19 protein-coding genes and 2 pseudogenes are annotated in these 23,292 nt (G+C 47.5%); 12 read left to right on the top strand and 9 right to left on the bottom strand.

What is annotated here, in order from left to right:
- Positions 1-91 precede the first annotated feature (91 nt).
- The 3 genes and pseudogenes from AC1HDP_RS13415 to AC1HDP_RS13425 all read right to left on the bottom strand — a co-directional run bounded on the left by AC1HDP_RS13415 (position 92) and on the right by AC1HDP_RS13425 (position 3,590).
- Positions 92-1,240 (bottom strand): annotated as a pseudogene (locus AC1HDP_RS13415) (ABC transporter permease).
- Complete coding sequence (locus AC1HDP_RS13420) at positions 1,240-1,974, bottom strand: ABC transporter ATP-binding protein (protein WP_479639114.1); 735 nt, start codon at positions 1,972-1,974, stop codon at positions 1,240-1,242. The pseudogene AC1HDP_RS13415 and the gene AC1HDP_RS13420 overlap by 1 nt, the downstream one beginning before the upstream one ends.
- The gene (locus AC1HDP_RS13425) at positions 1,971-3,590 is read right to left on the bottom strand and encodes an alpha/beta hydrolase (protein ID WP_479639115.1); all 1,620 of its coding nucleotides are present in this window, start codon (positions 3,588-3,590) and stop codon (positions 1,971-1,973) included. Before AC1HDP_RS13425 ends, AC1HDP_RS13420 begins: the two co-directional genes overlap by 4 nt.
- Before the next feature lie 432 nt (positions 3,591-4,022).
- Between AC1HDP_RS13425 and AC1HDP_RS13430 the strand changes: the two genes are divergently transcribed.
- The 6 genes and pseudogenes from AC1HDP_RS13430 (at position 4,023) to AC1HDP_RS13455 (ending at position 10,700) form a co-directional block, all read left to right on the top strand.
- A complete protein-coding gene (locus AC1HDP_RS13430; RefSeq protein WP_479639116.1) occupies positions 4,023-5,837 on the top strand; it encodes an AMP-dependent synthetase/ligase in 1,815 nt (604 codons plus the stop codon).
- A 131-nt stretch (positions 5,838-5,968) separates the two neighbouring features.
- A pseudogene (locus AC1HDP_RS13435) lies at positions 5,969-7,224 on the top strand (IS4 family transposase).
- Positions 7,225-7,307: 83 nt separating this feature from the next.
- A protein-coding gene (locus AC1HDP_RS13440; protein ID WP_479637392.1) for an IS3 family transposase occupies positions 7,308-8,839 on the top strand; the annotation gives its coding sequence in 2 pieces (ribosomal slippage) (positions 7,308-7,752 and positions 7,752-8,839; 1,533 coding nt in all).
- 235 nt (positions 8,840-9,074) lie between these two features.
- The gene (locus AC1HDP_RS13445; protein ID WP_479639117.1) at positions 9,075-9,767 is read left to right on the top strand and encodes an aspartate/glutamate racemase family protein; all 693 of its coding nucleotides are present in this window, start codon (positions 9,075-9,077) and stop codon (positions 9,765-9,767) included.
- Positions 9,768-9,797: 30 nt separating this feature from the next.
- Positions 9,798-10,250 carry a methyltransferase family protein gene (locus AC1HDP_RS13450; RefSeq protein WP_479639118.1) on the top strand — a complete coding sequence of 151 codons (453 nt, stop codon included), beginning with the start codon at positions 9,798-9,800 and terminating at the stop codon, positions 10,248-10,250.
- A 57-nt stretch (positions 10,251-10,307) separates the two neighbouring features.
- Entirely contained in the window at positions 10,308-10,700 is a 393-nt protein-coding gene (locus AC1HDP_RS13455) for an acyl-CoA thioesterase (RefSeq protein ID WP_479639119.1), read from the top strand.
- 37 nt (positions 10,701-10,737) lie between these two features.
- On the opposite strand, the gene AC1HDP_RS13460 is transcribed toward AC1HDP_RS13455, so the two are convergent.
- Both AC1HDP_RS13460 and mtnC read right to left on the bottom strand, forming a co-directional pair.
- Positions 10,738-11,178 carry an acyl-CoA thioesterase gene (locus tag AC1HDP_RS13460; protein WP_479639120.1) on the bottom strand — a complete coding sequence of 147 codons (441 nt, stop codon included), beginning with the start codon at positions 11,176-11,178 and terminating at the stop codon, positions 10,738-10,740.
- 168 nt (positions 11,179-11,346) lie between these two features.
- Entirely contained in the window at positions 11,347-12,027 is a 681-nt protein-coding gene (gene mtnC / locus AC1HDP_RS13465) for an acireductone synthase (protein WP_140930257.1), read from the bottom strand.
- A gap of 279 nt (positions 12,028-12,306) precedes the next feature.
- On the opposite strand from mtnC, the gene AC1HDP_RS13470 reads away from it, so the two are divergent.
- Entirely contained in the window at positions 12,307-12,723 is a 417-nt protein-coding gene (locus tag AC1HDP_RS13470; RefSeq protein ID WP_479639121.1) for a BLUF domain-containing protein, read from the top strand.
- A gap of 58 nt (positions 12,724-12,781) precedes the next feature.
- Here AC1HDP_RS13470 and hutI read toward each other — a convergent pair whose 3' ends face one another.
- Complete coding sequence (gene hutI / locus AC1HDP_RS13475; RefSeq protein ID WP_479639122.1) at positions 12,782-14,008, bottom strand: imidazolonepropionase; 1,227 nt, start codon at positions 14,006-14,008, stop codon at positions 12,782-12,784.
- Positions 14,009-14,184: 176 nt separating this feature from the next.
- Here hutI and hutC point away from each other — a divergent pair, with 176 nt between their 5' ends.
- From hutC to hutH, 3 genes are read left to right on the top strand one after another with little or no spacing between them, the layout of a single operon-like run.
- Positions 14,185-14,889, top strand: a complete 705-nt coding sequence (gene hutC / locus AC1HDP_RS13480) for a histidine utilization repressor (protein WP_479639123.1) — start codon at positions 14,185-14,187, stop codon at positions 14,887-14,889.
- 44 nt (positions 14,890-14,933) lie between these two features.
- On the top strand, positions 14,934-16,607 hold the full coding sequence (gene hutU / locus AC1HDP_RS13485; protein ID WP_479639124.1) for a urocanate hydratase: 1,674 nt from the start codon (positions 14,934-14,936) through the stop codon (positions 16,605-16,607).
- Positions 16,607-18,139 carry a histidine ammonia-lyase gene (gene hutH / locus AC1HDP_RS13490; RefSeq protein ID WP_479639125.1) on the top strand — a complete coding sequence of 511 codons (1,533 nt, stop codon included), beginning with the start codon at positions 16,607-16,609 and terminating at the stop codon, positions 18,137-18,139. Before hutU ends, hutH begins: the two co-directional genes overlap by 1 nt.
- Before the next feature lie 59 nt (positions 18,140-18,198).
- Here hutH and AC1HDP_RS13495 read toward each other — a convergent pair whose 3' ends face one another.
- Entirely contained in the window at positions 18,199-18,855 is a 657-nt protein-coding gene (locus AC1HDP_RS13495; RefSeq protein WP_479639126.1) for a DUF3157 family protein, read from the bottom strand.
- Between the two features lie 175 nt (positions 18,856-19,030).
- Between AC1HDP_RS13495 and AC1HDP_RS13500 the strand changes: the two genes are divergently transcribed.
- A complete protein-coding gene (locus tag AC1HDP_RS13500; RefSeq protein WP_479639127.1) occupies positions 19,031-19,399 on the top strand; it encodes a VOC family protein in 369 nt (122 codons plus the stop codon).
- Positions 19,400-19,426: 27 nt separating this feature from the next.
- Here the strand turns inward: AC1HDP_RS13500 and AC1HDP_RS13505 are convergent, their stop codons facing one another.
- A complete protein-coding gene (locus AC1HDP_RS13505) occupies positions 19,427-20,707 on the bottom strand; it encodes a mechanosensitive ion channel family protein (protein ID WP_479639128.1) in 1,281 nt (426 codons plus the stop codon).
- A gap of 258 nt (positions 20,708-20,965) precedes the next feature.
- On the opposite strand from AC1HDP_RS13505, the gene AC1HDP_RS13510 reads away from it, so the two are divergent.
- On the top strand, positions 20,966-22,144 hold the full coding sequence (locus AC1HDP_RS13510; protein WP_479639129.1) for a PAS domain-containing protein: 1,179 nt from the start codon (positions 20,966-20,968) through the stop codon (positions 22,142-22,144).
- 74 nt (positions 22,145-22,218) lie between these two features.
- Here AC1HDP_RS13510 and AC1HDP_RS13515 read toward each other — a convergent pair whose 3' ends face one another.
- Positions 22,219-23,184, bottom strand: a complete 966-nt coding sequence (locus AC1HDP_RS13515) for an alpha/beta fold hydrolase (RefSeq protein ID WP_479639130.1) — start codon at positions 23,182-23,184, stop codon at positions 22,219-22,221.
- Between the last annotated feature and the right edge of the window lie 108 nt (positions 23,185-23,292).

Raw genomic sequence — 23,292 nt, forward strand, 5'->3', positions numbered from 1 at the left:
ATGTTATTTAAGGCTGTTTATTTCCTGATTTGGCTTATATCCCGGTGCAGTGACATTTTCCATTAGTTCGTCCAGTTTCTTCGCGTTGCGATTACAAACCAAACACTACTTTTTCACTCTTGAGCATACGCTCAAGCCCTAAGGCCATAATCAAGGCTATGACTAAGGTGCCAACCGATGATGCCAGTAATTGCAGCATAGGGATTTCTTTGCCCTTAATAAACGCCATTAAGGCTTGTTGCTGACCTGATACCGGCAACCACTGCAAGGCATCTGGGGCTATGTTGTAGCTCGCCGCCATAGATAAGGCTAAAGGCACAAATAGCACTATGGTGAGATACGACTGCGCCTCTTTAAAGGTTTTCGCCATAAATGACACAAAGATTTGTAAGCTTGCCGCCATTAGCGCCACCGGCAAGCCTATGATCAGCATTAGGCCGATAAACTCAGGGGTGAGATTGATACTAAAGCCCAGTTGTTGCCAAGGCACTAAGCTGTAAGCTATTTTTGATACCCCAAGAATTAGCGCTAAACCTAACATGGCAAATACCGCCACAGCTAAGATTTTGGATATAACCAATTCACGGGTGGTGATCGGGTGGCTCAAGAGCAAGGCGAGTGAGTTACGTTCCCGCTCACCCGCGCTGGTATCTATGGCGAGATTCATACCGGAAATAAAGACGGCGTAAATCATAGTAAAGATGGCTATGCCTAATATCATACCGCCGCGAGAATCGGCCGTAGACTCATCTTGAACTTGTACCTATAGCGGCTGCACTACGCTTGGGTCTATGCCGCGGGCAATTAATCTTAGGCTTGCCATTTCACTGCTGTAGTTTTGCAATTCGCGCTCTAAGCGGCGAATGGATTTTTGCAGTTTCTCGTCAGAATTATCCGCGACTAAGGTTAATTCAGCACGCTCTGCTTGCGCCATTTGCTGTGGGTACTCTGGGCTTATCTCTAAGCGAATCGCTGATACGTTAGCATTATCACTATTAGCATCATCACCATGAGAAATACCGCGGTTATCTAAGTAGCGCACTAAGTCGGGGGCGCTGGCTTGATTCACCATAGTGATTTTTAAATCTTCTGGACTCGTTAACTGGCCAATCAGCACCATAAACAAACCACACATGATTAATGGCGTGCCTATGGCGTAATAGAGGCCAGCCATCACTGAGCGTTTATCCCGCGCCGCATCAATTAACTCTTTGCGTACTAAGGTGATTATCTTAGCTATCATGCGGCTATCCCCTCATCTGTGCCGATTAACTGGATAAAGGCTTCTTCTAGGGAGTCGTGACCGGTTTGTTGACACAATTGCTGGGGGCTGCCGACAGCCACTACTTTGCCTCTAGCCATGACTATTACTTGATCGCACAGGGCTGCCACTTCTTGCATGACATGGCTTGAAAACAGCACGCAGTGACCTTGGTCGCGCAAGTCTTTAAGCATGCCGCGCAATACGCGGGTACTCATAACATCAAGGCCGCGGGTTGGTTCATCCAAAATAATGTTGCGCGGTCTATGGACTATTGCCTGCGCTAGCGCGGTTTTCATGCGTTGCCCTTGAGAGAAGCCTTTGCAGCGCCTATCCGCAATATCATCTAACTGTAAATCGTGAATGACTTGGGTTGTTGCTACTTTTGCTTGCGCGCGATTAAAGCCACTTAATTCGGCAAAAAAACTGATGTATTCTCGCGGCGTTAAACGTTCATATAAACCAAAAGGATCGGGAAATAGCCCGAGTTGCTGCTTTGCGGCAAGGGGGGAGATGACTACATCTATGCCTTCAACGGTAGCATTGCCGCTATCTGGTTGCAGTAGGCCGAAAATGGTGCGCAGGCAAGTCGTTTTACCGGCGCCATTAGGCCCTAATAAACCGGTGATTTGGCCATCGAGTGCTTGAAAGCTCAGGCCATCAAGCGCCTGCACTTCGCCAATTTTTTTGGATAAATTTGTCACTTGGATCATGGCGTTACTCCGGCATCTGTGCTGGTGACTGTTGATGGCTTAGGCGCGCTTAAGGTTTCTAGGCTGTTGGCATTAAGATAAAAGCTGCGGCGCACATCTTTTTGTAAACACTGACTATCTAATGCCGTTAAGTTGCCTTGTTTAACTAAGGTCGCGATTAACTCGTTAGCGCAGCTTTGATAGGCCACACCGTGACCCGCATACGGCGCGACTAGATGCTGAGCATTGGTGAGATTCACTGCCGCTAATTCTCCCCAGCTTGGCGGCGTGGCAGGATCTAACTTGCCAGATAAGAGTAAGGTCGGGATGTCGCTAGCCACAGCTTGATGAAATTCAGATGTAACGGCTGGTACTTGCCAAGCTTCACAGGCAAGAGTTAACGCATTTAGCATGCTTTTGCCTGTGGGGGTGGCATTGGCTTGCGCTGCTAACTCATCGGTAATAAACGGAATATCTTCAGCGCACACTACGCTGGCATGCATCCCCATGGCTATGCCTGCGCCATCTAAGGTTAGGGCGTGTAATCCAAGCAAGGGCTGCATATTACCCGTGGCCGCTTGCTCTATGGCATAAGGCAGTAAAGCACGGGTGCTAGGGGAGTAGAGCGCCATCCGAATAGTGCCTAAAAACTTACTGGCCGTCAGAGTAAACTCAGCGGGCTCACCACTTTTAGGCTGCATGATAGTAATCACTTTAGGCTTAAGCTTTAGCTCTGCTTCAACTTGGATAAGCTGCCTAGACAGGTTGGGAAAGCGCTGGTGGCACAAGGCATCTTGCTCGCAGTCGCTTAACATTAATTGGGTGGCGCGGGCGATAGCATCACTAATCACAATAATGTTTTGCTGCATAGGGACTACTCCATCTAAGGTGACAGTGCGTAGCGCTTGCGGGTATTGCTTCATATAGACTTGCGCCATGCGGCTGCCATAAGAAATGCCATAGAGATCAAGCTGCTTATAACCTGCTTGTTTACGTACAGCCTCAAAATCGGCAATGGCGTTAAGGCTGCCATATTGACTGACATCGGCATCTATCTTAGCTAAGCACTTAGCCATTTCCGCTTTCGGGTCTTGTAATTCATCATTGATGGCAAAGGCATCTAATGTAGTTAACTGCTCGCACCCGAGTAGATGGGATTTACCTGTGCCGCGCTGATCAATAAACAGTACATCTTTAAATTGGCGCACTTCTTTCAGCATGCGCTCAAAGCCAGCGGCATTGTCTATGGCAGATTGCCCTGGGCCGCCCGCAATGGCGAGTAAGGCTTGTTCTGGGTTAGCATTTTTTATGGCAGGCAGAATAACGTAATGAATATCTAACTGTTTGCCATCGGGTTTAGCTGGGTTTTCAGCAACCGACACCGTACCGCAGAGTACCTTTTCGGCAATGCCATCGACATAACAGGCGTGCTTTTTCGTGGCGGGCGCTATTGCGGGATTAAGATTTTCAGCAAGCGGCGCGCTTTTGGCTAATGCCAACTCAGGAATTGCTAGCATTACAGACACTAGCATGAGAGAGAGTGGTTGCCGTGAGCTTAGGCTTAGGCGCCTAAGCGCTCGGCGCGGTGAACTTCTGTAGGGGTCAATGTGGCTCATGCCCAAGCTTCCTGTTTGCATGCTGCTATCAAAGTAAGTGGTAAACTATATCTCATATCAAAGCCTTAATGGATGTAATGCAGCTGTTAAATTTTGATGCCAGTAAACATTAGCGACAACTTGCCCAGAACGTCTCCAAAACTCGTCGCCCGATTGATAGCTATTAGCCTGAATTACCACGCTGAGTTTGTTGGCGAAAGTGAGTTTGCTGACATTTTAAATGCGGGGAAATAACAACAACAGCGGGTCAAAAAGAGTCATATATCGCGAATTTTTCGAGGATTTTTACACACAGGTTTGACCATAAATGAATTTCTGTAAATGTGAGGTGAGGTCAATCCTGAGTAATTGTAGAGCTAAAACTCTTATTATTTAGCATGGCATGGAGTAGAATAGAAAAAAGCGGTACACATGTAAGCCCAATTTTAGGTTTTCATTAAAGCGAAGTCATCTATGTCCTTACAGCAATATCATATTATCCAACTGCTACAACAACAGTGGCAGGCCCGTCCTGATGCCATTGCCTTAGAAGGTTTTGGTTTGAAAGATGCTTGGGCAAAAGTCAGCTGGCAAGCGTTTGCTGACATCAGCGAAAAGATGGCGAAGGTACTACTGTCTTTCAATATCCAGCCACAAGATAAGACAGTTATCTTGTCCCAGAATTTACCGCAATGGACCTGTGCCGACGTCGGCTCATTAATGGTTCGTGCTGTGGTTGTGCCTGTGTATCCGACCAGCACCGAAGAGCAAGCGGCCTACATCATCAATGATGCCGGCGCTAAAGTGGTGTTCGTTAATGACGCCAAACAGTATCAAATGGCCTGCGCTTTAGAAGCTCAGTGTCCAAGTGTTGAACAAGTGATTGTTTTTGATCCAGAAGTTAAGCTGCAGGCCGCTAACCATTGGCATTTTGATGCGCTATTAGCCACTGAACTAGCAGACGATCAACGTCTAGATGCTGAATTACAGCAGCGCTTAGCGGATAAAGACTTAAATGATTTACTGACCCTGATCTATACCTCGGGCACCACAGGTGAGCCAAAAGGTGTGATGCTGGATTATCGTAATATCGCTTCAACCATTAAGTTGCATGATAACGAATTAGCATTCACCCAAGGGGATGTCTCCTTAGCCTTTTTACCATTAAGCCATGTGTTTGAACGCTGCTGGAGCTTCTATGCCCTCGGCCGCGGCGCGCGCAATGTCTACTTACCAGACACGCTTAAAATAAAAGAGGCTATTGCCGAAGTTAAGCCGCATACCTTATGCGTAGTGCCACGCTTCCTTGAAAAAGTGTATAGCGCTGTGTACGACAAGGTCGGCAAGGCACCTAAAGTGCGCCAGCAGTTATTCCACTGGGCGATTAATGTTGGTGAGCGTCAGTTTGAAGTCAGTCAAGGCCGTCAACGCGGTAACCCTTGGTTAGCACTGCAATATCAGTTGGCGCAAAAGTTAGTGTTCTCAAAGTTAAGACTGGTATTGGGCGGTCGTCTGAAATTTATGCCATGTGGCGGCGCCGCTTTAGATAGCAAGGTGGCTAGTTTCTTCTATGCCATTGGTGTGCCAGTGCTTTGTGGTTATGGCATGACAGAAACCACAGCGACTGTGACCTGTCAGGCGTTAAATAACCAAGTGAAAGGCTCTAATGGTCGCGTTTTGTCTGGCTTAGAAATTAAGCTTGGCGCTGAGAACGAGATTTTAGTGCGCGGCGATACGGTAATGCGTGGATATTACAATCGCCCACAAGACACAGCCGAGGCCTTAGATGCTGATGGCTGGCTGCGTACCGGTGATGCTGGTCAAATTGATGCTAACGGCAATTTATTTATTACCGACCGTATCAAGGAGTTAATGAAGACTTCTAACGGTAAGTACATAGCGCCGCAGCGGGTTGAAGGTACTGTTGGCAGCTGTCCTTTCATCGAGCAAGTGGCCATTGTGGCCGATGCCCGCAATTATGTGACAGCCTTGATTGTGCCAGCCTTTGAAGCCTTAGAGCATTGGGCCCGTGAAAAAGGCCTGAAGTATGAGTCGCCGATGGAATTGCTGCGTCACAGCTATGTGGTTGAGCATTTTGAAGCGCGTCTTAAGACTATGCAGCAAGGTTTAGCTGGCTTTGAGCAAATTAAGAAATTTACTCTGTTGCCTGAAGCCTTCTCGATGGAAGCTGGGTTAATTACTCCGACCATGAAGCTGCGCCGTAAGATGATTTATCATAAATATGCGCATGAAATTAATGCCATGTACGCAACAGCCGCAAGTCGCTAATAGCTAAGGCTAGATGCGACAGCTAAAAAAAGGGGACGCTTATTGCGTAATGCCGATCAGTTAAGACAGATCGCTTGACGATCTCACTGAAAGGATCAAAATCCGATGACCCCATGTCATCGGATTTTTTTATGCAACTTTCAGACGCTTTGGCGCGTACTCATATCAATCACCATACCGAATTCACCTGTCTGGCCGATGTGCTTGAGCCTGATTTAATTCAGTCGTGCCTTGATTCTCATGGTGTTGCCAGTTTACGGCGACGTAAGTTACCTATGGATGCCATGATTTGGGCGGTGATTGGTATGGCTCTGTTCAGAGGCGAGTCCGTCCGCTCTCTCATCAATAAGCTTGCTATCGTCTTACCTCAAGAGGTGGATTACGTGGCTCGCAGTGCTGTCACGCAAGCGCGCAAGCGGCTGGGCTCTGACGTTGTTCAGGATGTGTTTAAGCGAAGTGCCAAAACCTGGCATGAGAGAGCAGAGCATCCTCATTGGTGTGGACTCAACCTCTACGGTGTCGATGGTGTCGTGTGGCGAACACCTGATAGTGAGCAAAACAATCAGGCCTTTGCCAAAACCGCCAATGCTGCTGGTGATGCTGCCTATCCTCAAATTCGTATGGTTTGCATGATGGAATTAAGCAGCCACTTGGTATTGAACAGCGCCTTTGATTCTGTTTGACAGAGGCTTCTATTCCTTGGGGCTTTTGCACGCCTGGCAACAGGCTCAACCTAACAGCCACTGGCTGCTGCCGTTGAAGAAAGGCACACAATATGAAGTGGTACGCTCTTTAGGAAAACACGACCAACTGGTGCAGTTAACCACCACAGCTCAAGCCAGAAAGAAATGGCCTATTGCCTGACAATATTGAAGCTCGCTTACTGACGAAGACGGTAAAAGGTAAGTTGGTTTCCATTTTGACCTCATTAACTGACCCCTTGCGTTATCCGGGAGCCGAAATAGCGGATTTATATGCCCATCGATGGGAGATAGCAGTGGGCTATCGGGAGATGAAGCAGCATCTGCTGGAGAGTCGCTTTACGCTACGCAGTCAATTACCAGAGCTGGTTATCCAAGAATTGTGGGGGGTACTGTTGGCCTATAACCACATCAGATACAAGATGGTGTTGATGGCTAAAAGCTTACCGTCGTTACATCCGAACCAATTAAGCTTTAGAGATGCGTCGAGTTATATCATTTTCAAACTGACTCAGCTGTCATCTCAAACGCCAGGGAATGTCCCGAGAGATGTCTTGGACATAGTGCGTAATGCGATGCAGTTCAAGCTTGATGGGAAACGGGATAGAGCCTATCCACGTGCGTTAAAAATGAGTAAAAACAAGTATCCCATTAAGCCTAAAAAAAATGCCGTTCACACTAAGTGAACGGCATTACGCTCCCCCTGTGTCAGGATAGTTGTCGCCTCAGTTTTTAATACTATTGGACAGGAGGCGGAAGTTAGGTTTGAGTGAGACATTATCCTGAAGCGCACAAAAAAGCAGTCGTTAGTAAGTTGATGGAAAGCGGTTTATCATTGCGTCAGTTTTCACAGAGAGAAGGTATTAGTCTTTCTACTCTGTATGGTTGGCGGGAAAAGTATGCAGAGGCCGATTTCAGTTTGACAAAAAGTAATGAACCAGATGATTGGTCCGCGGAGCGGAAGTTTTCTGCGGTGATAGAAACGGCCGCAATGTCGGCAGTTGAGTTAAGTGAGTATTGTCGCAAGAAAGGACTGTTTCCTGAGCAAATCCAGCAATGGAAACTGAGCTGTATTTCAGGTAATCAGACCGAGGCACAGAAGCGCAAGCAGCAGGCACAAGAGCGTAAAGCCGACAAAAAACGCATTAAAGAGTTGGAGAGAGAGTTAAAACGGAAAGATGCAGCCTTGGCCGAAACCGCAGCTCTTCTGGTGCTCAGAAAAAAGTTAAATGCCTACTGGGGGGAAGACGAGGACAATTAACCACGCTCTCAGATAGGCAATACTATGTATCTTTGGTTGATGATGCTGTCAGCGCAGGTGCGAGAAAGCATAAAGCCTGTGCGGAAATCGGATTATCCCTACGCACATTACAACGATGGTTGGAAACGGGTTGTGTCAGTGCAGATAAACGGCCAGAGGCGGCCAGACCCGTGCCTGCTAACAAGTTAACAGAAGCGGAACAACAAGCCATATTAGACATCAGTAACCAGGAGCGATTTGCCAGCCTGTCACCCAGCCAAATCGTACCGATATTGGCTGATGAAGCCGTGTATCTGGGTTCGGAATCGAGCTTTTATCGTATCCTCAAAGCCCATAATCAGCTGAAACACAGGGGCAAGGCTAAACCTAAAGGGAGCATAGCAAAACCAAATGGGTTTACCGCTACAGGGCCTTGTGAAGTGTGGACTTGGGATATTTCGTATTGCCCCTCAACAGTCATTGGTCGGTTTTTCTATCTGTATATGATAATGGATATATTTAGCCGCAAAGTGGTGGGATGGGAAGTGCATGACAGCGAGTCGGGTGAGCATGCAGCCAACCTTCTGGAACGCACCTTATGGTCTGAGAAATGCGTCAATGAAAAGATTGTTTTGCACTCTGACAATGGCAGCCCAATGAAGAGTTTGACCATGCAAGCAAAGATGATGGAAATGGGAGTTGTTGGCTCACGTAGCCGACCAGGTGTCAGCAATGATAATCCTTACTCAGAATCCCTGTTTCGCACAGTCAAATACAGTCGTCGATGGCCGAGTGAAGGCTTTAAAACACTGGACGATGCCAGGGCCTGGGTCAGAGACTTTGTTCAATGGTACAACACTGAGCATCGTCACAGCAGGATAAAATTTGTCACCCCAGCGCAGCGACATAAAGGTGAGGATCAGGCAATACTGGCTAATCGTTCAGAGTTGTATGCAAAGGCAAGAACACTGAATCCAAATCGCTGGTCCAAAGAGGTTAGGAACTGGGATCATGTTGGCGATGTGGATCTAAATCCGGAGAGGAAAAAAGAGGCAGCTTAATAGCTCAAGCGACAACTACCTTGAAAAACACCGCGCTTATTGCGTCCCTTTTTTTGTATGTAAATTTTGTATGCAAAGACTTTTGATTTTAATGGTATTTAATTTTATTGGTAAAAAACTGTGGATGGCTGCGGCAATTAAAAGCCGTTATGCTGATGCGTAAAAGAGCGGCTAAAGTTCAAGGTGGAATAGTAAAATGCCAATAGCTCCAAAGGGAATAGCGCAGGAGATAGTAATGAAAACCATAGGCTTATTGGGCGGCATGAGCTGGGAGTCCAGCGCGAGTTACTACGCCATGATCAATCAAGGGGTAAAGGCGCAGTTGGGCGGTTTGCACAGCGCTAAACTCGTGCTCAATAGCGTTGATTTTGCTGAGATAGAAACGCTGCAGCATCAAGGTAATTGGACGGGCGCTGCCACTTTGTTGGCGCAGGCGGCGCTGAATGTTGAAGCCGCGGGTGCTGATTTTCTGCTTATTTGTACGAATACCATGCACAAGGTCGCCGCTGAAATAGAGTCGGCCATCAATATCCCGCTGCTACATATTGCTGATGCCACCGCCGATATTTTGTTGCAGCAAGGCATAGATTGCGTGGGTTTACTCGGTACGCGCTTTACCATGGAGCAAGACTTTTACATTAGTCGCCTTGAAGCCAAAGGCATTCAGGTGTTAGTGCCTGATGTCGCGGGGCGCGAATGCGTGCATAAGGTAATTTATCAAGAATTGTGCCTTGGCAAAATACTTACTGAATCAAGACAAGCCTATGTAGAAATTATGGAACATCTGGTAGCAAGGGGGGCGCAGGGCGTGATCTTAGGCTGCACTGAAATCGGCTTACTCGTGCGTGAGCAAGACACTCATATTCCATTATTTGATACCACAGCTATTCATGCTAACGCCGCGGTAACGCTGGCGTTAACTGAATAACACTGCATATAACCCATGTAAGGTGAGCTTATGTCACTAAAAATACCGCCATTGTTGCTCTTGGTCTTATTTGCGTTTGCGGCGTGGGCGCTCTCCAATGTCACTCTGGCTTTGGATTTTGCTCCTTGGCTGCGCTGGAGCTTATTGCTAGGTTATGGCGGTGTCGGGATTATTTTTGCTGTGGCGGGTGTGCGCGAATTTAGGCGCTGCAATACCACGGTTGACCCCACTAAACCTAATAACACCTCGGCCTTAGTGACGTCCGGTATTTATAGTGTTACTCGCAATCCCATGTATGTGGGTATGGCCATGTGGTTATTAGGTTGGTCTGGTTTTTTAGCAAGCCCGGTGGCTATGATGCTGGTATTAGTGTTTGTGTGGTATCTCACGCGTTTTCAAATTAAGCCTGAAGAGCAAGTGTTAACTCAGCTGTTTGGTGATGAGTTCAAACGCTATAGCGCAACAGTGCGGCGCTGGTTATAACCGCGTTGAGCTAACGGATAAGGCTTAACGGCTCAAGCATAACGACAAGGAATCAACATGTTATCCATTGAATTAGCCCCTAGATTTAATGAAACCGATGCTTTGGGGCATATCAATAATACCGTGATCCCCGCATGGTTTGAGGCCGGGCGCACGGGGGTGTTTGCCATGTTTAACCCAAGCCTTAGTATTGCGAACTGGAATCTCATCGTGGCAGGTTACACAGTCGCCTTTAAGGCGCCGACCTTTTATGGCGCTGTGGTGACTATCACCACCGATGTCAGCCACATTGGTAACTCAAGCTTTGAGCTGCGCCAACGCTGCTGGCAGCAAGGTAAGTTAACGGCGGAGGCTCATACCAGCATGGTGCATTATAACTTTCAAGATGAGCGCAGTGAGCTCATTCCTGCGATCGTGCGCGCCGCTCTCGCCGAGCACTTAATTAGCTGATGATTGAGTGGCTTAAAGTGGCTTAGCGCTTAACACCCTATGATTCAATCTCTGCGCGGCAATGCTGCTCTAATACGCTAAGTACAGCGTTTGGCAGCAGAGCTTTTTTGCCAGTACTGAAGTTGAACATTACAACTTGGGCTGAACCTAAGGTGGTAATGGCTTGCTGCGCCTGACTAAAGGCGGCGTAATGCATGGTAAAGCGATCAGACTGTATATCGCTGATACGAGTACCTATAGTCAGAGTATCTGGGAAGGTCACTGGGCGTTTATAGCGCGCCTGGGTTTCACTGATAACCGGCCCAATTTTTTCATCTTGCAGCAGGCTAATTAAGCCAGTTTGCAGTAAAAAATCGATGCGGGCGGTTTCAAAGTAGCGGAAATACACCACATTATTGACATGCTTAAGGGCGTCCATCTCCCCCCAAGCCACATTGATATCGGTGCGAATGTGGTAATCAGCGAATAACTCTTCCATGAAGTTCTCAATTAACCTGTGTTTGAATCGAGGTTAACAGCTGTTGCTTTTATGAGCAAGTCAGGTGCCATGCTCAACAATTACCAATTTAAAAGTAGTAATAACAAAAATGGCGGCCAGAGCCACCATTTGGTTATCCATCAATGCTCGCAAGCGCTAGTTGATGCGCTAGTCGATAGTCAGCTCATCAAAGCTAGTAATCTGGCTAAATTCACCGGTACGAGTGTTAGGCTCACGCACCATTTGGCAGACTTTCATGCCCGCCGATGCTGCGGCTTTTAATTCGTCCAGATTATCTGATACAAATAAAATCTGCTTACTGGTTAAGCTAATGGTATTGATAATGTTTTGATAGGCTTGCTTATCAAGCTTGCTGCCAGTGCGGGTATCAAAATGACCGTTAAATAGCGGGTTCAAATCACCGCCATCACTGTGGCCAAACAGCATAGACTGAGCTTCAGCAGAGCCAGAAGAGAAGCTGTAAATGCGCAGATTCTGTTGCTGATAACGCTTTATCGCTTCAATAAAATCAGGGTAGATATGACCTTTAAATTCGCCCTTGGCATAGCCTTGTTTCCAAATCATGCCTTGCAGGGTTTTTAGTGGCGTTGCTTTGCGATCTTCGCCAACCCACTGCTGCAAAATAGCGATAACTCGGGCAAGGTCAGCTTCAGGTTCAAGCGCGATATCACGCACATCACTCAAACAAAAATCCACTAAGAAATCATTTTGGTGCTGCTGAATAAACTCAGGCAGCATCTTAGCTGAGTAAGGAAATAGAGTGTTATGGATAAAATCTAAATCGGTTGTCGTGCCTGCGGTATCGACTATGATTGCCCTGATTGTCATGCGAACTACTCCAGCCTAAGTCATTTGTTATTTTTTTTACCCAGTGAATTTTGCTTGCCCTTGAGACAGATTAACGGGCGCTAGGTACTGAGTAATGATGCCTGATCCTAAGCTGAAACGCTTGATTTAGCCAGTGTTTATCAAGCAAAACCTGAGCTAAGTGCCGCCTAAAACTAGTAAATCCTGTGACTATCTGCCATTGTTATTGGTAACTTTTTTTGCGGGTGTAGATTCACAGCAACAGGCTTAGATACTCATAAAGCTTAAGGATAATTATCGATGGATTTGATACAAATTATTTATGCCAGTAGCCACAATCAAATGCCGCCTAATGCTATTCGCACCATGCTTCAGCAAGCGAGTACTGCCAATCAAAATAACCAGATCAGTGGGTTTTTGTGTGCTGATCATTATTATTTTTTACAGGCTATTGAAGGGGATGCTTACCAAGTTGATAAGCTCTATGCCGCCATTTGTAACGATACTCGCCACTTTAACATTAGTCTTATCAAGCGGCGCGCCATCCCCCAGCGTGATTTTGCGCACTGGGGCATGGGCGCTGTGCTGCAGCTTGAAACCCATAAACACTTGCTCGAGTCGGTACTCCCTGAACCAGAATTTAATCCCTATCAATTAGATAGCTTGCAGAGTATTGCCTTGCTTAAGGGCTTTATGAACTTAAAAACCTTGCGTTAATCTTGCGCCTTTTATCGCCGTACGCTTAGTGGCTTGGGCTGTTAAGCGCTAAGCATATTTACTGATGAATAAGCTTGCCCGCTTTTACTGTATGCTTAAACGGATTAGTGCCGTAACTGTAAGCGAGCTCAGCTGGGTGAGTGATATCCCACAAGCAAAAATCAGCCTGCATGCCAACGGCTAAGACGCCGACCTTATCTTCTATCCCTAAGGCTTTGGCGGCATGGCGGGTAACGCCTGCTAATGCTTCGGCTGGCGTTAAACGAAATAAGGTGCAGGCCATATTCAGCATCAACAAGGTGGAGCAAATGGGTGATGATCCTGGGTTATAGTCACTGGCTATCACCATAGGTACTTGGTATTGGCGCAATAGCTCTATGGGAGGCAGCTTAGTTTCCCGCAGAAAGTAAAACGCGCCCGGTAATAAGGTGGCACAAGTGCCGCTAGCAGCAATGGCTTTGACGCCCGCTTCATCTAAATATTCAAGGTGATCCACCGACTTTGCCCCAAGATTGGCAGCCAGCTGTGAGCCGCCAAGATTGGATAGCTGCTCGGCGTGCAGCTTGATATCAAGACCAGCCGTTTTGGCGGCGCGCAGCAGTTTTTCGGTTTGCTCGGTACTAAAGGCGATATTTTCACAAAAGACATCGAACGCATCGGCAAGGTTTTCTGCCATTACAGCTGGTAGCATCTCGTTAATGATGGCATCGACATAGGCATCGCTATCATGCTGATATTCTGGCGCTACCGCGTGAGCGCCAAGGAAGGTGGTTTTAACATCCACATGGTGATGCTTACCTAGCTCGCGGGCAACGCGCAAAATCTTAAGTTCAGTATCAAGTTCGAGACCATACCCAGACTTAATTTCGATAGTCGTTACCCCTTCTTTGGCGAGGGCATTTAAGCGTTTGCGCCCGAGCTCAAATAAGTCAGCGTCGCTAGCGGCGCGAGTTGCTTTAACTGTGGCTAAAATCCCGCCGCCAGCCTTAGCTATGTCTTGATAGCTAGCGCCTTGCAAGCGCATTTCAAATTCGTTGGCGCGATTACCCGCAAAGAGTAAATGGGTGTGAGCATCAATTAAGCCTGGGGTAATCCAGCCGCCACCGCCGCGATAGACGGGGGTTGATAACACATCAAAGGCGGGCAACTGGTCTCTTGGGCCTATCCATACAATTTTGTCATTGATGATGGCCATAGCGGCATCAGCGATCTCACCGTAAGCCCCTGAAAGTGCAGGATCCATACTGGCGATATTAATATCAATCCACACTTGATCCCATTCCATGCTCATCTCCACTTCGTTAATCATATGTTCGTCACTTGTTGCTTTTTTAGTCTGCCTTGTATATACAAGATAGCACTCTATCTGGTTTTTCAATAGAGCTAACTCAGAGGCTCAATGCTAGTAATAGCTAAGCAGAGCGTTAGGAATACTTAGATGACAGATGCCAAGGAATCGCAATGACAGTGCCGATGTTTGCCCAAATCAAGCAGATGATCCTAGATCATATTCATGCCGGTGACTGGCAAGAGCACATGAAAGTGCCGTCAGAAAATCAGTTGGCGCAGCGCTTTCATTGCAGCCGGATGACGGCTAGGCGAGCCTTAACTGAATTGGTGGAAGGCGGCGTATTAGAGCGTAGTCAAGGTGCTGGCACTTTTGTGGCCTCGCTGAAGTCGCAATCCTCGTTACTGTCCATTCGCAATATTGCCGATGAAATTAAAGAGCGCGGTCATGGCTATAGCGTCAAGGTGCTGACCTTAGAAACTATGCCGGCACTGGCGCCGATTGCCATAGCTTTGGGGATAGAGCCTGCCAGTCCGATTTTTCATTCTATCTTGCTGCACTGCGAGCAAGACTTGCCGCTGCAATTAGAAGAGCGCTTTGTTAACCCAGCGCTGGCGCCAGAGTATTTATCCCAAGATTTTAATCAGCAAACTCCCCACGAATATTTATGCCGCGTAGCGCCGCTGACTGAAGCGCGCCACACCATAGAAGCCATAGCCGCAAGTGCAGCGCTGCGAGAACATTTGTTGCTTAAAGAGGGCGAAGCTTGCTTACAGATCATTCGTCGCACTTGGAGTCAGCAAGGGGTGGTGAGTTTCGCCCGTTTAGTGCATCCAGGTAGTCGCTTTCGTTTGGGCGGCCATCTCACATTTCGATAAAACAACAACCTATAACAAATCATCGTTAGTTTGGAGAAGCCTTTATGGATAAGCGTCACGATCCCTCTCGCCGCATTATTGCGCCTCATGGTAATCAGCTCACTTGTAAAAGCTGGCTGACGGAAGCGGCCATGCGCATGTTGATGAATAACCTGCACCCAGATGTGGCTGAGCGCCCTGAAGATTTAGTGGTATATGGCGGCATTGGCCGCGCGGCGCGCGACTGGCAATGCTATGACAAGATCATCGAGGTTTTGACCCGCCTTGATGATGATGAAACCTTGTTAGTGCAATCGGGCAAGCCGGTGGGAGTGTTTAAGACCCATAAGCAGGCGCCACGGGTGATTATCGCCAACTCTAACTTAGTGCCTCATTGGGCCAATTGGCAGCATTTTAATGAGCTCGATAAACAAGGGCTTGCCATGTATGGCCAGATGACGGCGGGCTCTTGGATTTATATTGGCACCCAAGGCATAGTTCAAGGCACTCATGAAACCTTTGTGGCCATGGCGAAACAGCATTTTAACGGTAACTCGGCGGGTAAGTGGATTCTCACCGGCGGATTAGGCGGCATGGGGGGCGCGCAAACATTGGCAGGTACTATGGCGGGTTACTCAGTGCTGGCATGTGAAGTCGATGAAACTCGGATCGACTTTAGATTGCGCACTCGTTATGTAGATAAAAAAGCGCATAGTCTGGATGAAGCGCTAGCTATTATCACGGCCGCCAATTGCAGTGGTCAGCCAGTATCGGTCGGATTATTAGCAAATGCTGCCGATGTATTTAGTGAATTAGTGCAACGCGGCATTACCCCAGATGTAGTGACAGATCAAACCTCGGCGCACGATCCCCTCAATGGCTATTTACCTCAAGGCTGGAGCTTAGAGCACGCCAAAGCCATGCGTAATAGCGATGAGGCGGCGGTCGTTAATGCTGCTAAAGAGTCGATGGCAGTGCAAGTCAGGGCCATGTTGGCCTTGCAAGCCGCGGGCGCTGCCACCACAGATTATGGTAACAACATTAGGCAAATGGCGTTCGAGCAAGGTGTGGAAAATGCTTTTGATTTTCCAGGCTTTGTACCTGCCTATGTGCGGCCACTCTTTTGTGAGGGCATAGGGCCATTTCGCTGGGTTGCTCTTTCTGGCGATCCCCAAGATATCTATAAAACCGATGCCAAAGTAAAAGAGCTAATTCCTGATAACCCTCATTTACATCAGTGGCTCGATATGGCGCGCGAGCGTATTGCCTTTCAAGGCTTACCTGCCCGAATTTGCTGGGTTGGGCTTAAAGATAGGGCGCGTTTAGCCTTGGCATTTAATGACATGGTGAAAAGCGGCGAGTTATCTGCGCCCATAGTCATAGGTCGCGATCACTTAGATTCAGGTTCAGTGGCAAGCCCTAATCGTGAAACTGAGGCCATGCTCGATGGTTCAGATGCAGTATCGGATTGGCCGTTACTCAATGCGTTACTCAATACGGCGAGCGGCGCGACTTGGGTGTCCTTGCATCATGGCGGCGGCGTAGGTATGGGCTTTAGTCAACATGCTGGGGTCGTGATAGTGGCCGATGGCACTGATGATGCGGCGGCAAGGCTTGGGCGAGTGTTATGGAATGATCCCGCCACAGGCGTAATGCGTCACGCGGATGCGGGATACGCGCTTGCTAAGAGCTGCGCCCATGAACAAGGGCTTGATTTACCTATGTTGGAGAATAATTAATGGAGCATTTTATCTTAACTCCTGGCAGCTTAACCTTAAGTCAGTTGCGCGCTATTAGCCGCAACAAGGTGACGTTAGCGCTAGCGCCAAGCGCCATCAGTGCTATCAATGGCAGCGCGGCAATAGTGCAACAAGTGCTGGATGAAGGCCGCACTGTCTATGGCATTAATACGGGGTTTGGCTTGTTAGCCAATACCAAGATAGCCCCGCAAGATTTGCAGTTATTGCAGCGTTCAATCGTGTTATCCCACGCGGCGGGTATTGGCCAATATATGCAAGATGCGACTGTACGCTTGATGTTAGTACTTAAGATTAACTCCCTAGCGCGAGGGTTCTCAGGTATTCGCCTTGAAGTGATTAACTTTCTGATAAGCCTAGTTAATGCCGGCGTATATCCTTGTATTCCTGAAAAAGGCTCAGTCGGCGCCTCTGGGGATTTAGCGCCTTTGGCTCATATGTGCTTGCCTCTTTTAGGGGAAGGCGAGATGAGTTATCAGGGCGAGCTTATTTCGGCGAGTGAAGGCTTAGCCATTGCTGGCTTAGCGCCGCTCGATTTAGTTGCCAAAGAAGGCTTAGCGCTGCTTAATGGCACCCAAGCATCGACGGCCTTGGCATTAGAAGGCTTGTTTCACGCCGAAGATTTATTTGCCGCAAGTTCTGTGATTGGCGCCATGAGTGTTGAAGCTGCTATGGGTAGCCGTAGCCCATTTGATGCTCGTATTCATGCCGCTCGCGGTCAACGTGGGCAAATAGATTCAGCCGCAATATTTAGGCACTTACTTGAGGCTGAGTCAGAAATTAGTTTAAGCCATGCCAATTGCGACAAAGTGCAAGACCCTTATTCGCTGCGCTGTCAGCCGCAAGTGCTCGGTGCTTGCTTAACGCAAATTCGTCAAGCGGCGGAAGTGCTCGGGGTTGAAGCCAATGGCGTAACGGATAATCCGTTAGTGTTTCAAGACACGGCTGAGATTATTTCTGGCGGGAATTTTCATGCTGAGCCTGTGGCTATGGCTGCCGATAACTTAGCTATTGCTATTGCTGAGCTGGGCTCAATCGCCGAGCGCAGAATTGCGCTACTGATTGACTCAAGCTTATCTAAACTGCCGCCATTTTTAGTTAATAATGGCGGGGTTAATTCGGGCTTTATGATAGCGCAAGTCACGGCAGCGGCCTTAGCCTCAGAGAATAAAACCTATGCTCATCCCGCGTCAGTCGATAGCTTGCCAACGTCGGCTAATCAAGAAGATCACGTGTCTATGGCGACCTTTGCCGCGCGAAGATTAAGGGATATGGCGGAAAACACCCGCGGCGTATTGGCGATAGAGTGGTTGGCGGCGGCGCAAGGCTTAGATTTTAGGACGCCATTACAGCCAAGCGCGGCGGTAGCCCAAGCTAAGGCTGAGATCCGCGAGCAAGTGGCTTATTACGATAAGGACAGATATTTTGCCCCAGATATTGAGGCGGCCACTGAGCTGCTTTATGGCGCGAGCTTGAATCGTTATTTACCAGCAGGTTTGCTGCCAAGTTTCTAAAGCGTCAGTTGAGTTATGCAGCCTGAGGCTCTTGGTATTACCAAGAGCCTCAGTGTTAATTACATTCTTGAGTCCATCTCAGTAATGCGTAAGCTTAATAATTGCTGTTGCCATTGCTGCTGATTAAGCCCTTCAATCCAAAACGTGTTACTGGTGCGCTGCTGATTTTTACGCAAATAAGTATCAGGCATTCTATTAATCGCGCGCCACACGTTAATTGTCTCGGTTGCCATTTCTTGGCCGTTATCGTTAAAGAAGCGTACTTCAAGTTCAACCAACACATAATGCTCAGGGCTAGTGCTGGCTAGATCAAAGGTGAGGCCGAGCCTACCATCGTTATCCCACTCTATTTGGCTGACACTCACTTTAACGCCATTTTTAGCTGTGCTTTTAAGTAATTGCGCCTGCGCCATAGCGTCGGCAGTCAAGGTCTTAACGTTGCTAAAGGCAACGGCGCTCGCGGCTGTGTTTTCAGCAGCAGCCTTAATGGCAGTCGTGCTGGTGTTTAATGGCGTTGATGGGGCATTTGCTGACGGTACTTGGCTAGTAATTGGCACTTCTTGGGTGTTGGTTAAGATGACGTACTCCCAAGTGAAATCATCATTGAGTCTAACCTTAGCGCCATTTTCTAAAGTAATTATGCTTAGCTCGGCGGCATTAATGGGTAAGGTGAGCCATAACAGCGCTGCGGTAATGAGTTTATAGGGGGAAATCATAAGCTGGCCAAGGTGATTTTTAGTGGCTATAGAGTAAACGCAATCGCAGATATTTGCATGAATAAGGCGAGGTTTAGAGTCACAGATTTGGCGGCTAATGTATGGCAAGCGACTAAAATAAGACTGGGTTGGCCGCTAAGCGGCCGCAACATTTAATCTTGATGAGGGTATAAATATGGCAAATCCCGTTGGTTGGTTTGAAATTTATGTCGATGATATGGCGCGAGCTAAAGCTTTTTATCAGCAAGTATTGGCCACTGAATTAACCGCTCTTGAGTTTCCGGGGATGGAGATGCATACCTTTCCTATGGATATGCTGACTTATGGTGCTTCTGGGGCGTTAGTCAAAATGCCAGGCATTGCCGCCGGTGGTAACAGTGTACTGGTGTATTTTAGTTGTGATGATTGCCAAGTTGAACAAGGCCGAGTGACTGCTGCAGGCGGCAGTATTGTGAAGCCTAAGTTTTCCATCGGTGAGCATGGCTTTATTGCCCTAGGTTATGACACCGAGGGCAATATGTTTGGCATGCACTCTAACCGTTAAGCCAGCAATTATTGCAGTGTGTTTTGGTTATTGAGCATCTCTAATAGAATCAGGCGCCAAGCGCATTTGGCGCATATCTTCACCGGTCGGCACTTGGAAGGCGCGTAAGCCAAATTCAGGCAAAATGGCATACAAGTGATCAAAGATATCGGATTGAATACCTTCGTAAACATCCCAGCGCGTGTCATTGGTAAAGGCATACACTTGAATGGGCAATCCATCGGGCCCAGGCTGCAATTGGCGCACTAACAAGGTCATGTTTTTATGGATGCTGTTGTGGTGCTTAAGGTATTCCAATAAGTAAATGCGCAGGGTACCAATATTGGTTAAGTGGCGACCATTAATCAGCTCATCATTGTCGATAAGACCTGTGTTGTAGTCGCTTAGCTCATGGCGCATTTTAGCTATGTAGTCTTTGAGTAGATTTACTTTGGTGAGGCGGGTAAGTTCGCTCTCACTTAAAAAGTGAATCGAGCTGACATCAATATTGACCGAGCGGCAAATGCGTCGCCCCCCAGATTCTGACATGCCGCGCCAGTTCTTAAAGGCGTCTTGCACTAAGCCGTAGGCGGGGATCATAGTTAACGTGTTGTCGAAGTTTTTCACTTTGACTGTGGTCAGGGATATTTCTTCTATGGTGCCATTGGCGCCATATTTATCCATTTGAATCCAATCGCCTAGGCTCACCATGCGGTTAGCCGCTAACTGAATGCCTGCCACAAATCCCAAAATAGTGTCGCGAAACACTAACATCACTAAACCCGTGGCCACACCTAAACCACTTAGAAAGTAGATGGGGGATTGGTTGGCTAAAATCGAGATGGCGACTATGACGCCCACAAAGAATAAGAACAGTTTTATTAACTGCACAAAACTTTTAATCGGCAAGCGGCGACTGACAAGATTGACGTCGGCAATCTCGTTAGTGGCATCTAAGGCTGAAAATGCCGCGCGAATAAATAGCATCACAATCAAGATGCTTAAGGTGCGATCTATCAGTACAGACAAAATAGAGTGTGCGGTTAACACTATCGGCACTAACAGATTCATGACTAAGGCGGGCACCAGCAGTGCGAGCTTTTCCAACACTCGAAAGCGCATAAAGCTGTCGTCCCACGAGGCTCTTGAGTGTTTAATCACTATATTGAGGGCGCGGATCACTCCGCGTCTAACGATGAGATAGGCAACAGTGGCTAAGACAATGCACGCCAGTAGCAATACAAAAGTCGGCAGGCCATCTGTCGGCTGGCTATTGATCCCCACTTGGCTGAGCCAGTGAGCAATTTCGCCACGTAATTCGTTATTCAAGTCTTACTCTCCAGCAGCACTATTGGCTCTACTTTAGCATAATTAGTCTAAGAGTTTGTAGGTTGAACATTAATCAATGCAATTGTAAATTAAGCGTTTTTAGCTAAAAGTTGACGTGTTGGTCAAAGACCTTTTGCGTGCTAGCACTTAACTGGTTAGCATAGATGCGAGTAGGTTTTTTACTTAACTCACCGGATTGGCGCGGTAGTGATTTCTATCTGTCTTATAGTCGCATAATAATAACTCAAGGATTCACGGGTGCGTTCTTTTTATCGACCGCCGCTTGCGGTACTAGTGCTACTGACAATTGTCAGTTTCTTTTTGATCTTAGTAGTGACAGCCTACGTTTACGAAAGGGATCAAATTCATCGACAATTAATTCAAGAGCATAGTCAGCGTTTAGATAAGTCGTTGGCGCGATTGCAATATGTAGTAGCAGAAACTGAGCTGCATGGTGGCTCGCATCGTCTTAAAACCGAAGTGTCCTTGGCATCGACGGATTTACAGGTGTTAGTCTTACTTCTGCTTGATAAGCAGCATGTCATTAAACACGCTAACTATTTGGTATGGCGCAGCAGTGTTGCCGATAACTTTATTGATGGTTATCAAGCCAAGTTACATCAAGAGGCCATTGAGCAGCAAAGCTCGATTTTACAAGTCAATCCGCTGCGCAAAAGCATACAGGCCTATTACCCGATTTTTCACAGCAAGAAAAACCCTAAGATAGATCTCATTTATTTAGAATTTGATTTAACCCCTGTGATGCTTACCGCCGATAGTGAATTACGTGAGCGCTACTTGTGGTTCTGGGGGCTCGCGGCAACTCTGGGGATGGGATTCATGGGGTTATTATACCTGTGGGTCATTCGGCCACTGAATCAGTTATCAGCGCAACTAAAGGGCTATATTGCTGCGGGTTCCTCTGCCAGCCAAAAGCCTGTGTCTATGCGCCCCATTGCGTGGAGCTGTAGTGAGGTAGCGCAGCTGCAATCGGCCATGCATGAAAACCTTGAGCAAAAACAGAAGCTGCAGCAAAAGTTACAAGACTACGAGTATCGCTGGTTCTATGCGGTTGAAAGCTCAGGTAACGGCATTTGGGATTGGAATATCATCACAGGCGCCGTGTATTTCTCTAACCGCTGGAAAGAGATGTTAGGTTTTCAGCAGCATGAGATTAACGATGATTTTCAGGAATGGGAAAGTCGCGTTCATCCCGATGATAAAGAGGCTGTGATGTTGAAATTGCAGGCCTATATCTCTGGCACGCACACTGAATTTGAAAGTATCCATCGCCTCAAGCATAAGCTTGGGCATTATATCTGGGTAATGGATAGAGGCATGCTGGTGGAGTGGGACTGTGAAGGTCGCCCCGAGCGCATCATAGGCACTCATACAGATATGACAGAGCTAATGGCAGCTAAAGAGCAGCCGCAGTAACTATGTGCGTTATGTCAGTATCAGCACAGGCTAATGGCGATGCAATATTGCCATTAGCCATTCTCGGCTTAGCTTCAACTGGCTTGGCTAAACCAGTGTAATGCCGCGCTTAAGCCTTGCTCTCGACGTACATCGGTTTCAATAAAGATTTCATGGCGAGCGCCATCAATCCGCAATAACTGACATAGGCCGTTAACCGCCGCCGTTTGGGCGTGATTATCAACAATACTATCGTCCCCCGCTTGCAAAATCAGTAACGGAATATCTGACTGACTCGCAGCATCCTTGGCCTTATTGGCAGCGCTAAGAGCTTGCAATAACCAATGATTGCTTGGCGCGCCTAGTTGCAGTTGTGGCAACTGCTGATATAACTGCCGATACCTAAGATAACGCACTTGGCTATGAGTGAGCTCATTGCTTTTAAAGGCAATATCTTGGTAGCCCTTACCAGTTAACACATAATGCGGTTGGCCGCCTTTAGGTACTTTATTAAACCAAGTGGCCAGTGGCTTGATGATGCATTCAGGCGCAGGCAAGCGAATACCGTACATAGGCGCGCTAAACGCCGCAGCACTAAAATTATGGCCGTATTGCTGCAAATACAAGGTGCCAATGGCGCCGCCCATGGAGTGACCGAGCATAAATAGCTGAGTATGGCGGTCGGTTAAGACCTTGTTTTGCACAAACTGATGTAAATCTTGGACATAGTCATCAAACTCATCGACATGGCCTAAGTGTGGGTTTGCTGTTAATCGCGCCGATAAACCTTGGCCGCGATGATCCATGGCATAAATGCTAAAGCCTTGGCGGTAGCAATCAAAAATCAGTTCTTGATACTTTAAATAGCTTTCCACTCGGCCACTGCAAAACACAATCGCCGGCGCAATTTTTGGTTGGCGCACGGCGCAGTAGTTGAGCCTAATGCCATCAACACTGGTTATTTCACCTTGTTCAACTTGCTGCCAAAACTCTGCTAACTGCTCCTGATAATGAGCATCTTGCAGTTGAGCTTCTGTGGTGAAAGAACTGGGGGTTAACATGGGATATCCTAGCGTCAATAACTATCCAGAATGCCAGTGTATCAAAAAGTGGCGATGTTGGCAGGCTGTTGAATATCAGCACTATTAAGCTTGGTTCACTTAGCACTG

The organism is Shewanella sp. ISS20 (genome assembly GCF_056522965.1).

Excerpts from the sequence above, each read along its gene's own strand:
- AC1HDP_RS13420 (WP_479639114.1), bottom strand. The coding sequence starts at position 1,974 with ATGATCCAAGTGACAAATTTATCCAAAAAAATTGGCGAAGTGCAGGCG.
- AC1HDP_RS13425 (WP_479639115.1), bottom strand. The coding sequence starts at position 3,590 with ATGCAAACAGGAAGCTTGGGCATGAGCCACATTGACCCCTACAGAAGT.
- AC1HDP_RS13430 (WP_479639116.1), top strand. The coding sequence starts at position 4,023 with ATGTCCTTACAGCAATATCATATTATCCAACTGCTACAACAACAGTGG.
- AC1HDP_RS13445 (WP_479639117.1), top strand. The coding sequence starts at position 9,075 with ATGAAAACCATAGGCTTATTGGGCGGCATGAGCTGGGAGTCCAGCGCG.
- AC1HDP_RS13450 (WP_479639118.1), top strand. The coding sequence starts at position 9,798 with ATGTCACTAAAAATACCGCCATTGTTGCTCTTGGTCTTATTTGCGTTT.
- AC1HDP_RS13455 (WP_479639119.1), top strand. The coding sequence starts at position 10,308 with ATGTTATCCATTGAATTAGCCCCTAGATTTAATGAAACCGATGCTTTG.
- AC1HDP_RS13460 (WP_479639120.1), bottom strand. The coding sequence starts at position 11,178 with ATGGAAGAGTTATTCGCTGATTACCACATTCGCACCGATATCAATGTG.
- mtnC (WP_140930257.1), bottom strand. The coding sequence starts at position 12,027 with ATGACAATCAGGGCAATCATAGTCGATACCGCAGGCACGACAACCGAT.
- AC1HDP_RS13470 (WP_479639121.1), top strand. The coding sequence starts at position 12,307 with ATGGATTTGATACAAATTATTTATGCCAGTAGCCACAATCAAATGCCG.
- hutI (WP_479639122.1), bottom strand. The coding sequence starts at position 14,008 with ATGGAATGGGATCAAGTGTGGATTGATATTAATATCGCCAGTATGGAT.
- hutC (WP_479639123.1), top strand. The coding sequence starts at position 14,185 with ATGACAGTGCCGATGTTTGCCCAAATCAAGCAGATGATCCTAGATCAT.
- hutU (WP_479639124.1), top strand. The coding sequence starts at position 14,934 with ATGGATAAGCGTCACGATCCCTCTCGCCGCATTATTGCGCCTCATGGT.
- hutH (WP_479639125.1), top strand. The coding sequence starts at position 16,607 with ATGGAGCATTTTATCTTAACTCCTGGCAGCTTAACCTTAAGTCAGTTG.
- AC1HDP_RS13495 (WP_479639126.1), bottom strand. The coding sequence starts at position 18,855 with ATGATTTCCCCCTATAAACTCATTACCGCAGCGCTGTTATGGCTCACC.
- AC1HDP_RS13500 (WP_479639127.1), top strand. The coding sequence starts at position 19,031 with ATGGCAAATCCCGTTGGTTGGTTTGAAATTTATGTCGATGATATGGCG.
- AC1HDP_RS13515 (WP_479639130.1), bottom strand. The coding sequence starts at position 23,184 with ATGTTAACCCCCAGTTCTTTCACCACAGAAGCTCAACTGCAAGATGCT.